General features: G+C 60.8%; 11 protein-coding genes. 4 read left to right on the forward strand and 7 right to left on the reverse strand.

Annotated features, from left to right (window positions below):
• Nucleotides 1–467: 467 nt before the first annotated feature.
• Both ISP15_RS05715 and ISP15_RS05720 read right to left on the reverse strand, forming a co-directional pair.
• Complete coding sequence (locus tag ISP15_RS05715) at nt 468–836, reverse strand: DoxX family protein (RefSeq protein WP_404545990.1); 369 nt, start codon at nt 834–836, stop codon at nt 468–470.
• A gap of 89 nt (nt 837–925) precedes the next feature.
• Nucleotides 926–1,798 (reverse strand): NmrA family NAD(P)-binding protein, encoded by an 873-nt coding sequence (locus tag ISP15_RS05720; protein WP_404545992.1) that lies wholly within the window; start codon nt 1,796–1,798, stop codon nt 926–928.
• Between the two features lie 129 nt (nt 1,799–1,927).
• Here ISP15_RS05720 and ISP15_RS05725 point away from each other — a divergent pair, with 129 nt between their 5' ends.
• Nucleotides 1,928–2,845, forward strand: a complete 918-nt coding sequence (locus ISP15_RS05725) for a LysR family transcriptional regulator (RefSeq protein WP_404545994.1) — start codon at nt 1,928–1,930, stop codon at nt 2,843–2,845.
• Between the two features lie 430 nt (nt 2,846–3,275).
• Here ISP15_RS05725 and ISP15_RS05730 read toward each other — a convergent pair whose 3' ends face one another.
• A complete protein-coding gene (locus tag ISP15_RS05730) occupies nt 3,276–4,586 on the reverse strand; it encodes a carbohydrate porin (RefSeq protein ID WP_404545996.1) in 1,311 nt (436 codons plus the stop codon).
• Nucleotides 4,587–4,745: 159 nt separating this feature from the next.
• Nucleotides 4,746–5,438, reverse strand: coding sequence for a TetR/AcrR family transcriptional regulator (locus ISP15_RS05735; protein WP_404545997.1), 693 nt, complete (start codon nt 5,436–5,438; stop codon nt 4,746–4,748).
• Between the two features lie 80 nt (nt 5,439–5,518).
• Between ISP15_RS05735 and ISP15_RS05740 the strand changes: the two genes are divergently transcribed.
• Nucleotides 5,519–7,060, forward strand: a complete 1,542-nt coding sequence (locus ISP15_RS05740; RefSeq protein ID WP_404545998.1) for an MDR family MFS transporter — start codon at nt 5,519–5,521, stop codon at nt 7,058–7,060.
• A 55-nt stretch (nt 7,061–7,115) separates the two neighbouring features.
• On the opposite strand, the gene ISP15_RS05745 is transcribed toward ISP15_RS05740, so the two are convergent.
• From ISP15_RS05745 to ISP15_RS05755, 3 genes are read right to left on the reverse strand one after another with little or no spacing between them, the layout of a single operon-like run.
• Nucleotides 7,116–7,835, reverse strand: coding sequence for a pseudouridine synthase (locus ISP15_RS05745; RefSeq protein WP_404546000.1), 720 nt, complete (start codon nt 7,833–7,835; stop codon nt 7,116–7,118).
• A 57-nt stretch (nt 7,836–7,892) separates the two neighbouring features.
• Nucleotides 7,893–8,672: an ABC transporter permease gene (locus ISP15_RS05750; protein WP_404546002.1), complete on the reverse strand. Its 780-nt coding sequence runs from the start codon at nt 8,670–8,672 to the stop codon at nt 7,893–7,895.
• Entirely contained in the window at nt 8,669–9,616 is a 948-nt protein-coding gene (locus ISP15_RS05755; RefSeq protein WP_404546004.1) for an ABC transporter ATP-binding protein, read from the reverse strand. The genes ISP15_RS05750 and ISP15_RS05755 overlap by 4 nt, the downstream gene beginning before the upstream one ends.
• Nucleotides 9,617–9,710: 94 nt before the next feature.
• Between ISP15_RS05755 and ISP15_RS05760 the strand changes: the two genes are divergently transcribed.
• Nucleotides 9,711–10,457 (forward strand): FAD-binding oxidoreductase, encoded by a 747-nt coding sequence (locus ISP15_RS05760; protein ID WP_404546005.1) that lies wholly within the window; start codon nt 9,711–9,713, stop codon nt 10,455–10,457.
• A 410-nt stretch (nt 10,458–10,867) separates the two neighbouring features.
• A complete protein-coding gene (locus ISP15_RS05765) occupies nt 10,868–11,254 on the forward strand; it encodes a hypothetical protein (protein WP_404546006.1) in 387 nt (128 codons plus the stop codon).
• The last annotated feature ends 113 nt before the right edge of the window (nt 11,255–11,367 follow it).

Below are 11,367 nucleotides of genomic sequence, written 5' to 3' on the forward strand. Positions count from 1 at the left end.
TGGCTGATGCCAAAAGCAGGTGCGCACCAGTTGCCACATGGTGGTATCGAGTCCGATGTGGATCGAGTGCAGTGCCTCATCACGTCCTTCGTGATCTGCTTTGGCCCGCTCTTCAGACGCCAGTGCGCTGAGGTCATGGAAGGCTCCATGGAGATGAACTCCTGAGTGGCTTGACCCGGCATTTGGGAGCAGCCTCCCGTTTTCGAATGAATCGTCATCCATGCGAAGGCTGAAGACAGAGGAGATAGCACTGCGACAGCAGTCATCATGCGACCCCTCCGTCGCCCTGCCGAAATGATTGGCGGAGTCAATCTAGAAGTGCATCAACGATGTTGCAAAAAGCGGCATCCCGCCAGGCCGAACGCCACGTTAAGCCGCCGCCGGCCCGATAAAGTCTGGATAGAAGGTATGGCATCTCCGGCAGTCCGGTTGAAGATTGCCATGATCTATGTGCCCGGCTGCCGCCTTTACTGATCACTGGCTGGTACCGCTATTCGCTTGCGCCAACTTATCCAGCCGACCACCATTGACAATGCCGCCGCGACGAGTGGCGGCACAGCGTGCGCGTATTCGCCGTGGAGGATAACGGTCGCGAGTGCGGCAAACATAACGGCGCAACCGAGCACCGCGCCTGACAGGCGAGTCGGTGTCCGGAAAAGCAGGATGGCTGCGGTGAGTTCCAGCGATCCGGTGACGAAATGGAACCAGCGCGGATATCCCCATTTCAGGTATTCCTCGTAGATCGATCCCGGAGCGACGATGTTGCTCAGTGAACCGACGACGAAAAAAGCGGCAAGCGCGAAGGGTAAGACTTGGCGCCAGGAGATTTTAGACATGGGTCTAACCTCAGGTGATGAGTTTCCGCCGGTGGGATGCGGCTTTCGGAATAGATTTCGAAAGTCGCATCGATGACGGACCAGCGGACTTAGCCGGCAGTGGCCTTCCGGGCCGCTGCAAAAACATCGCGAGCGGACGTCGCGCCAGGGACGTGTTCCGTACCCACGACCCCGAGGTCCATCCCTCCGGCGTTGACGGCCTCATACATGGTTTCGGCCGGCCCGGACTTGCCCTTCGGAATGCCGAACTGCTCGAATGTATCCGGCCAATCAGCCCGCGGGACGGCAATGGCTTTCACGTCGCGCTTCATCACTTCACCTAATTGCGCCGCCACTTCATCAGCGCTCACCATTGAACCGAGTTCGATGATCCGATGCCCCAGCCACGCCGGTCCGCTCAGAAGCGATGCGATCTCGGCGCCGATGTCGTTGGTCGCGACCATGGTCGATTTCCGATCTGTCGGGTTGTAGAAGACGGGCAGTGTGCCGCCCTGGGCGACGTGAAAGCCGTAAAGAAAGTTTTCGAAAAACCCACCGGCCCGCGCATAGGCGATCGGCAGGTTCAGGTCGCGAAAACCCTGCTCCAGAAGCGACAGAGCCGTGATCAGGCCCATCCCGCCGGTTCGGTTAGCGCCCATCGACGAAAGCACGACGACCCGCGGCACCGGTACCTGGGTGAGCGCCTCGACGTAGTTCGCGATGACGCCCTTGGCTTCCCTGAAATCCGGCGAGGGTGCCCAGATGGGAGGCAACATGACAAACGCGCCATCGACGCCCCTGAGCGCTCGCTTGATGGAGGCCGCATCGTTCCAGTCGCCTTCAACCAGTTCGACGCCTTGGTCGGCCCAGCTTGCCGCCTTCGCGCGGTCGCGAACCAGCGCGCGTACTTTCTTGCCTTGCGTCAGCAAGTGAGTTGCCGTTGCGCCGCCAACCTTTCCGGTCATTCCCATAACTAAAAACATGTGCGTTCGCCTTCATGGGTGTGATGGCCCACGGTACCCCGTGCGTTATTATTCGAATACGAGGCATATTCGGAACGGGCCGTGTAGATGAACTTAACAATCGCTCGAAGCCATCTGGATGGGCTGGTCGTGTTTTTGACCGTGGCGGAATACCGAGGCTTTCGTGCTGCGGCACGGCACCTCGGCATCACGCCGTCTGCGGTCAGCCAGGCGATACGAACTCTGGAGGAACGGGTTGGCGCGCCGCTGTTCTCTCGTACGACACGCAGCGTCAGGCTGACCGAAGCGGGCGAACGCCTGCTTGCCCACGCGCGTCCGGCCGTGGACATGCTCACCGCGGGATTGGATGCCGCGAGTGGCTTGGGTGGCGAGATTACCGGCCGACTGCGCATCAATATGCCCAGGCCCATCTTGCCGCTGCTGGTGAATCGCTTGCTGCCGGACTTTCTCGACGCTCACCCAAATGTTGAACTCGAACTGGTGGGCGACGATCGCCCCATCGACATCGTCGAAGAAGGATTCGACGCGGGAATACGATTGGGAAACTTCGTCCAGATCGACATGGTCGCGATGTGGCTGACGCCACCGGAGCGCTTCGTTGTCGTTGGGGCTCCGGCGTTGTTTAGGAAGCATGGCCGACCGGCGTCTCCGTACGATCTGCAGAACTTTCGTTGCATCCTGCTTCGTCAATCCGTGCGGGCTCTCGATCACTGGCAATTTGTCGTCGATGGGAAGCGCATCACGGTGGGCATAGCGGGGCCTCTCGTGATCAACGACGTCGAGGCCTGCGTTCGCTCAGCGCTGAGAGGTGTTGGGCTCTTCCAATTGCCACACTCGCTCGTGATGTCGCATCTTGAACGTGGCGATCTGCAGACCGTGCTCGAACCTTATTGTGAAGAGGTTCCCGGTCTTTCCCTTTACTATCCAAGTCGAAGTCAGTCACTCCCGAAGCTCCGCGCGTTTGTCGATTTCGCCACCCAGCGAATGCGCAGAGCGTTCAAAGCGGACGATTACCTGCCGGATCCCATATCCGGTTACATCGCCTAGATCCTAGGGATACTGCCCCGAATCAGCTGCCGGGAGAGGAATCGGTTTACGTCAAGCTCGGGTGACTTCAAGCATTAAGCCCCGCCTATCAAACGTGATCTTGAAGAAGTCATGGTGGATGTCGCCATGGCGTCGTGGACCAAGGGGTGCTTGCAGAGTATTTGGGAACGATCTGGCAATGATCGTTGACCTGAAAGTAGGTCCCACTCAACCGCGGTGCGCCATAGCGATCAAAAACATTCAACAGTCGTCTTGATCACTGAAAACAACTTCAAGGTGAAAGGCCTTGATCCATCCGTCAAGCGGAAGTAAGCGGTCGAACAGCAAGAATGTCCGCCGCGAAGTGGAATCTGGAGGAGGCTGCAGGTTGCCTTGACCGACCCTGTCCGATAACAAGTCACTTCGTAATGACGTTGGCAACGCCACAACATCAGAACGCAATGACAGTCTTCAATCCAAGCACCAGGGCATTGCTGTTTTTAGTCGTTCCGCCTGGATGCACTACATACTGCAGATTCGGTCGCAGGTTGATGGACGGAAGCGGCGACCAGTTGTAGAACAGTTCCATGGCGTATTCGTAGCCATCCTGCACCGGCACGGCGGCATGCGGATTGAGCTGGTTATAGAGACGCTGGTAGGCAGCCAGATACGTGCTGCCGTGGGTGGCGCCCAGCGCCACACCGAGCATGTCGTTCGCGCGGTTAAACGGTGCCTTGTATTCCGCGCCCACGGCAAATTGCCGATCGGTGGGCGAGGTGCGGGCATCCGTCATGGTGGCGTTGAGGAACACGTTTACGCCGCCGCCGTTCGCATCGCCGCTGATCTGCTGCTGCAGGCCAAGATAGCCGCCATAGCGCGAGCGATCCTGCAGCGGGGGCTCGCCGGTGGCTGCGATCGGCTGCCGGCTCGCGTCGTAATAAAGATCGGAACCGCCGGCGTTGTTGTACCAGCTGCCGAGCTTGTAGCTGCCCGGCAATCCGTTGACAGTCGGCGTCCAGCCGAATTCAAGCGGGACCAGCACGCCGGTGGTGCCGCCCGGAAAATTGAGTTTCCAGCCGTTGGCTTCGGCCCACTCGTCATCGATGTATTTGGGATTGAGCTGGTACGCGCCGAGTTTTACGTAAGTCTGCCCGGTCGTGTTCCACTGCAGCCAGGTCGCCCACTGGCTGGTCGGCCAGTTGATCCAGTAATCGCCGGCGATATTGCCGGGCGGCGAACCGCAGAAAGTAAGGTTCTGGAAATCGCAGGAGAAACTGTCGAAATCCGAACCCACCGGCAAGCGGCCGATGCTCCACGCCAGCTTGCCGTCGAAGAATTTCTGGGTGAGGGCGAACAGGGTCAGGTGCCAGGTCTGCCCGCGTCCGTACACTTCCTGCACTTGCTGGTATACGCCGAGGTCGGCATCCGCAGTGAGATTGCGGCCGTTGCGGTCGGTAACGGCAATCTGCACGGCGCTGCCTTTCCATCCCCAGATTTTGTCGAGGTCGAAGGTGGCGCCGGCGCTCCATTGGTCGGTGTAGCGGGTGAGCTGGCGCGTGCCGCCATCCATGTTGTGTGCAATCTCGCTGGTGTAGCCGAAATCGAACCGGATGCCCCGCTCGGCCAGTTGCGTGCGCTCGCCCTGCCAGTCGCCAAACAGGTAGGGACTATCGGCCGCATGGGCCGGGCAGCTGGCCGCGATGGCCAGCGAGAGGGCGTAACCGAAGGTTCGGCGGCGGCTTCCTTGCGGCTTCTTTTCCAAGTCGAAACTCCATGTCGGTCATCCGTATCGGCGGTACCGATACGGGCGAAGCATTGCTCATGCCCGCGAGCCAGAGGCGAATACGTCATGAACCTTCCGCCATGCCGCCAGCGCGCGTCGTTGCAGGTGCTTGCCTCGGGTGCCTGGCGCATGCCGGGACTAGGGGCTGACGCCTTGCGAGAGTATCGCGACAGCGTGCCGGGCGATGTCCGCCGGGCTCAATTTGCGTTGTAAGGCATCGGCGCGCGTGTTCCATGCCTTGGACGCCACCAGCGGTACGATCGTCAAGCCGAAGATCGTGATGAACAGCAGGTACGGTTCGAATTGGGGATTGAGCTTGCCTTCCTTTTGCCAATGCCTGATGCAGTCGATGGCCGACTTCATGTGCAGGTTGCCATGGCGCTTGACGATGCGCTCGCGCAACGTGCCGCTGTCGCTGATGATCTCGCGCATCCAGAAGGCGGGAAACCACGGACATTCGGTGGCGGTCTGCATCAGGCGTTCCACCAGCTGCGTAATGACCGTCACCGGATCGCCGGCATGCATGTCGAATACTTTGCCGATGGCTTCGCGTCGCGGCTGGATGCGTTCGTCGATCAGCACGTCGAGCAATTGGTCGCGCGTCTTGAAATAGTAGTGGAGCATGGCCGGCGTGACCCCCGCGGCGCGCGCGATCGCCGAAAGCGGTGTCTCCATGACGCCCTGCCGGGCGAACAGGGTCAAGGCGGTATCCAGCAGCCGGTTGCGTTGCTCCAGTCCGTTGGACGCGCCGGTCGGGCGCCCTGGGCGGCGTGCTTTTTTGGGCCGGGGCGTGGGTTTGCCTGAGGAAGGTTGGTCGGCGTGGTGCGCCATGTGTGTCGGGCCCGTTGACTGAACTGCGCGGTGCCGGCTATATTAATCAACTCATTAATTAATTTCAACGGACCGGCAGCGTGAGCGTCGATACTTCCATGCATACCCAAAGCGCTGGCGCAGCCGAACCAGCTCGCGCGCCGGCGGATAGCCGCGAGCATCCTCCAGTGCGCCTGCTCTTTTCCGCCTTGCTATTGGTCATGTTGCTGGCAGCCCTGGACCAGACCATCGTGTCCACCGCGCTGCCCACCATCGTGGGCGAACTGGGTGGATTGGAAAATCTCTCCTGGGTGGTAACGGCTTATTTGCTTACCTCGACCATCGTGCTGCCGCTCTATGGCAAGTTCGGCGATCTGTATGGCAGGAAGATCGTGCTGCAGGCGGCGATCGTGCTGTTCCTGGTTGGCTCGGCGCTGTGCGGGCTGGCGCAGAACATGACGCAATTGATCCTGATGCGGGCCTTGCAGGGCCTGGGTGGTGGCGGCCTGATGGTGGTCACGATGGCGGTGATCGGCGACGTGATCGCGCCGGCGGAACGTGGCCGCTTCCAGGGCATGTTCGGCGCCATCTTCGGGCTGGCGACGGTGATCGGCCCGCTGATCGGCGGTTTCCTGGTCGAGCATTTGTCGTGGCGCTGGATTTTCTACATCAACCTGCCACTGGGCATCCTGGCGTTGTCGGTGATCAGCGCCGTGTTCAAGCCGCATACCGCGCAGGTAAAACACCAGATCGACTACATGGGCGCCGGGTTCCTGGCCGTCGCGCTGACCTGCATCGTGCTGTTCACCACGCAGGGCGGCGTGACCTTGCCGTGGTCATCGTCGCAATTGTGGTTCACGCTGGCGTTCGGGCTGGTGGCGCTGGTCGGTTTCCTCTATGAGGAGCGGCATGCGCCCGAGCCGATCATTCCGCTTGAGTTGTTCAAGCAGCGCACCTTCCTGGTGTGCTGCCTGGTTGGTTTCATCGTCGGCACATCGCTGTTCGGCTCGATGACGTTCCTGCCGCTGTACCTGCAAGTAGTCAAGAATTCCACGCCTTCGGAAGCCGGCATGCAGCTTTTGCCGATGATGTGCGGGATCACGATCAGCTCGATCACCAGTGGCCGCATCATCAGCCGCATCGGGCGCTACCGCATCTTTCCCATCCTCGGCACCTTCCTGGCGTTCATTGCGATGGGCTTGCTGGGCACGCTCGACAACACGACGCCGCTGGCATACCTGTATCTGTATATCGGCCTGCTTGGCCTGGGGTTGGGCATGGTGATGCAGGTGCTGATCCTGGCCGTGCAGAACAGCGTGCATTTCAAGCATATCGGCGTGGCGACTTCCGGCGCCACGTTGTTCCGTTCCATTGGCGGCTCGATCGGCGTGGCGGCATTCGGCGCCATGTTCACGAATGGATTGCACGCGCGTCTCGCTGCCACGATTCCGCCTGGCACGATCCTGCCGCATTCGCTGGGGCCGCATAGCGTGCACCAACTGCCCGACGCCGTGCGCACCGTTTACCTGCAGGCATTCGGAGACGCCTTGCATTGGGTATATGTCGTTGCTGCCTGCGTGATCGTGCTGGCGTTTTTGTTGACCTGGCTGCTGCAGGACGTACCGCTGCGCAAGCGGCACTGAGGCATGGCATGGGAGCATCGGCGATTACGCCGACACCGGTCCGATGCGGCCGGTGTTACCACTCGCTGCGCTGGGGCAGCAGTCCCTTCAGCTCCACGTCGGTCAGGTTGCGCCACTGGCCGGGCTTCAAATGGCCGAGCTTCACATTGATGATGCGCACGCGGCGCAGCTGCGTCACACGGTAGCCGAAGGCCGCCGCCATCAGGCGGATCTGCCGGTTGAGGCCCTGCGTCAGCACGATGGCGAAACCGAACTTGGCGATCTTGCGCGTGCGGCACGGCTTGGTCATCTGCCCATGGATACGCACGCCCCGCGCCATGCCGATAAGGAACTCATCGGTAACCGGCTTGTTCACGGCCACCAGATATTCCTTTTCGTGGTGATTCTCCGCCCGCAGGATCTCGTTGACGATGTCGCCATTGCTGGTCAGCAGGATCAGTCCTTCGGAGTCCTTGTCCAGGCGCCCGATCGGAAAGATGCGCTCCTGGTGATCGACGAATTCGATGATATTGCCGCTCACGCTCGGGTCGGTGGTGCAGGTGATGCCGACCGGCTTGTTCAACGCGATGTATACGCCGCGCTTGGCGGCCGGCGTGCTGGCCAGGATGCGCGGCTTGACGATTTCGCCGTCCACACGCACCTCGTCACCCTCCAGCGCCTTGGCGCCGGTGGTGACGGGTTCCCCGTTGATGGTGACGCGGCCGGCCAGCAGCAGTTCATCCGCCTCGCGACGGGAGCACAACCCAGCCTCGCTGATGTATTTATTGACGCGCATACGATCCGCCCGATATTGCCAGTCAATCCAGCCGAACGCGGAACGACGCTGCGGCCATCACGAACGCAGGCCGACGCCGCGGTGGAGCAGGCTGAGCGCCAGCCACGACAGTCCGACCACGAAGACGAGCATGACGCCGAACGCTACGCCGATCTGCACGTCGCTGATGCCAAGCACGCCGAAGCGAAATGCGTTGACCATATAAAGAATCGGATTGACGCGGGAGATGGCCTGCCACGGTTCGCTCAGCATGTTCACCGAATAGAACACGCCGCCAAGGTAGGTCAAAGGGGTGAGCACGAAGGTCGGCACCAGCGCGATATCGTCGAACTTTTTCGCGTACACCGCATTGACGAAGCCAGCCAGCGAAAAGATGGTGGCGCCGAACAGCACCGACAGGACGGTGATCAGCGGATGGGCAAGGTGCAGCTTGGTGAAAAACATCGCGATCAGCAGCACCAGCACGCCGACCACCAGGCCGCGCGCCACCGCGCCGGTCACGTAGCCGAGCAGGATCACCCAGTTCGACATCGGCGACACCAGCATTTCCTCCACCGAGCGCTGGAACTTCGCGCCGAAGAACGAACTGGAGATATTGCCGTAGCTGTTGGTGATGATGCTCATCATCACCAGGCCGGGCACGATGTATTGCATATAGCTGAATCCGCCCTGGATCGTGCCGATGCGGCTGCCGATCAACTTGCCGAAGATCACGAAGTACAGCGTCATGGTGATCGCGGGCGGGATCAGCGTCTGCGTCCAGATGCGCATGATGCGTACGATTTCGCGGCGCACGATGGTGTGCAGGGCGACGAGGTTGCCGGACATATGGCTCATGCCACCTTCTCCTTGGGTTCCTGGCGTCCGTTCTCCACCAGGCGTACGAACAGTTCTTCCAGGCGATTGGTCTTGTTGCGCATCGAGGTCACGCTGATGCCATATGCGCTGAAGGTTTCGAATAGCGTGTTCAAGGCTTGCGTGCGCGGCATTTCGGCTTCCAGTGTGTGTTCGTCGACGCGGCGGAAGGTGATGCCGGGCAGCGTGGGCAGCAGGTTGGGCAGGTTGGTCACGTCGAACACGAAGGTTTCCACATCCAGCTTCGACAGCAGCAGTTTCATGGTGGTGTTCTCCACGATGGTGCCGTGGTCGATGATCGCGATGTTGCGGCACAGCTGCTCGGCTTCCTCCAGATAGTGCGTGGTGAGGATCACCGTGGTACCGGCCGCGTTGATGCCGCTGATGAACTGCCACATCGAACGGCGTATCTCGATATCCACGCCTGCGGTCGGTTCGTCCAGGATCAGCAGGCGCGGTTCGTTCATCATCGCGCGGGCGATCATCAGGCGGCGCTTCATGCCGCCGGAAAGCATGCGCGCCTGGTCCTTGGCCTTGTCCCACAAGCGCAATTCCTTGAGATATTTCTCCGCGCGCTCGGCGGCGATCTTGCGCGGGATGCCGTAGAAGCCGGCTTCGTTGACGCAGATATCGAACGGGCGCTCGAACTGGTTGAAGTTCAGTTCCTGCGGCACCAGGCCGATCAGCTTCATGGCTTCGTTGCGCTGCTTGTTCACCGACACGCCGAAAATCCGCGCATCGCCTTCGGTGGAATTGACCAGCGACGAAAGAATGCCGATCAGCGTGGATTTGCCGGCGCCGTTCGGACCCAGCAGGGCGAAGAAATCGCCAGGCTGCACCGTCAGGCTGATGCCTTTGAGAGCTTGGACACCGTTGCCATAGGTCTTGCGCAGGTTATCGACGACTAGCGCGGGAGTAGGGGACATGGGCTGCACCGTGGGGTTTAGCCCTTTATTATAGCGGGCCTTGCCCCGACGACCGGTTCGGCCGGGCGCACTCACTGTTTCTTCCGGAATCCGCATGGCCGACCATTTCACCCTCCGTCTTGCAGACAGCCGCATGCTTGCGCCGAGCGTGCGCCACCTGGCCTTCGAGCGGGCCGACGGGCAACCGCTGGCCTTTATCCCGGGTCAGTTCCTGCAGATCCACTTTCACTACGACGACGGCACCGCCACCAAGCGCAGCTATTCGGTGGGCACGGTGGGCGATGGCAGCGCGCCGGTGCAGCGCATCGAGATCGCGGTGAGCTATGTCGATGGCGGTGCGGCCACCCGGCTGCTCAGTGGCCTGGAGGTTGGTGGCACCATCGAGGCCAGTGGCCCTTACGGCCGCTTTTGCCTGCAGGAGACCGACACCCACCCGCGCTACCTGCTACTGGCGACCGGCACGGGCGTCACGCCTTATCGCGCCATGCTGCCGCAGTTCGCAAAACTGTTGGAGAAGGGCGATCGCGAAGTCGTGCTGCTGTATGGCGCGCGCAGCGAAATCGAACTGCTGTACGGCGAGGAGTTCGAAGTGTTCGCGCAAACCCATCCCGGTTTCACCTTCCACGGTTGCCTGAGCCGCCAGCCGCGCGCGGTGCCGCGTCCCGGCGATCGTTCCGGTCACGTGCAAAGCGTATTGGCGGAGCTTGGACCTTCCGCCGGCCGGGACATCGCCTATCTGTGCGGCAATCCCAACATGGTGGACGCCGCCTTCAATGCGCTGAAGGAATTCGGCCTGCCGGTGCCGCAAATCCGGCGCGAGAAATACATCTCCTCACGTTGATCCTGGCGTCGCGCTAAAGCACGCCAAATTTTCGCCGATAGCTTTTTCGCGTAGGCACGACGCAGCGCCTCAGATCAGGCGCTGCTGCTTGCTGGACCATCGTGCGGTTTTTGCCGATGGCGCTTGGCGTCAACGGCTGGTGTGCAACGCCGATAGATCAGCAGGTTGTGTCCTTCGGCCACTGTTCAGTCGAGGTCATTGGTTTAACTGGCTGTAAAATAAAAGAAATAAAAATCGAGTCAGTCAATTTTTTAGCGACACGCAGATTTTTTGACGCCCCACTCACCCCGGTTATGTGATCTGGTTCGCAAATTCGCACGAGGCTTCGGCAAACGCTCTCAAGACCAGGGCGCCACAGCCGATGTGGCCTTCAAGCACCCGCGATCTGGTGGGCGCTGGTGGAGGGCAGTATGCGTGGTCCGCGGTGGTTGGTATTAGCTGGTTGCGTTGCCGTGATGGTGTTCGGCTCATCGTCCGCGAGGGCGGGTGGTGGCGGAACCATCGAGGGCGGGACCATTACGTTAGTCGGTGCGATTGTCGAGCCGACTTGCAGCATCGCGACCCAATCCGCTGCGCTGAGCGCGGCCATCGGCAAGGTAGCGGGTGGAGCGGCCACCGAGGAAGCTTGCTCCGGCCCAAGCGGCGCAGTGGCGAAGGATTCACCCGTCTACGTAGTCAGTGCGGTGTCGCTGACGGATGCGGAAGCCGACCCGGTACTCAAGTATTTCAACAACTACGTCATGGCGGGCCAGCCGCAGGCGCAACATCCCAAGCTGGTTACGCAGACCTACGAGTAAGCGGTGTACGCTTCGCGTGATCGGCTTTCGCTGGCTACACGGTTACATGTCCAGCCTTGAACGTTATCGGCCTGGTGCGCTTTTACTTTAATCCGTCACATGGCCATGCCGTT

This window comes from Dyella jejuensis (assembly GCF_044904675.1).
GTDB classification, from domain to species: domain Bacteria; phylum Pseudomonadota; class Gammaproteobacteria; order Xanthomonadales; family Rhodanobacteraceae; genus Dyella_B; species Dyella_B jejuensis.

Coding starts and splice junctions, on each gene's coding strand:
- ISP15_RS05715 (WP_404545990.1), bottom strand. CDS start 836: ATGTCTAAAATCTCCTGGCGCCAAGTCTTACCCTTCGCGCTTGCCGCT.
- ISP15_RS05720 (WP_404545992.1), bottom strand. CDS start 1,798: ATGTTTTTAGTTATGGGAATGACCGGAAAGGTTGGCGGCGCAACGGCA.
- ISP15_RS05735 (WP_404545997.1), bottom strand. CDS start 5,438: ATGGCGCACCACGCCGACCAACCTTCCTCAGGCAAACCCACGCCCCGG.
- ISP15_RS05745 (WP_404546000.1), bottom strand. CDS start 7,835: ATGCGCGTCAATAAATACATCAGCGAGGCTGGGTTGTGCTCCCGTCGC.
- ISP15_RS05750 (WP_404546002.1), bottom strand. CDS start 8,672: ATGAGCCATATGTCCGGCAACCTCGTCGCCCTGCACACCATCGTGCGC.
- ISP15_RS05755 (WP_404546004.1), bottom strand. CDS start 9,616: ATGTCCCCTACTCCCGCGCTAGTCGTCGATAACCTGCGCAAGACCTAT.
- ISP15_RS05760 (WP_404546005.1), top strand. CDS start 9,711: ATGGCCGACCATTTCACCCTCCGTCTTGCAGACAGCCGCATGCTTGCG.
- ISP15_RS05765 (WP_404546006.1), top strand. CDS start 10,868: ATGCGTGGTCCGCGGTGGTTGGTATTAGCTGGTTGCGTTGCCGTGATG.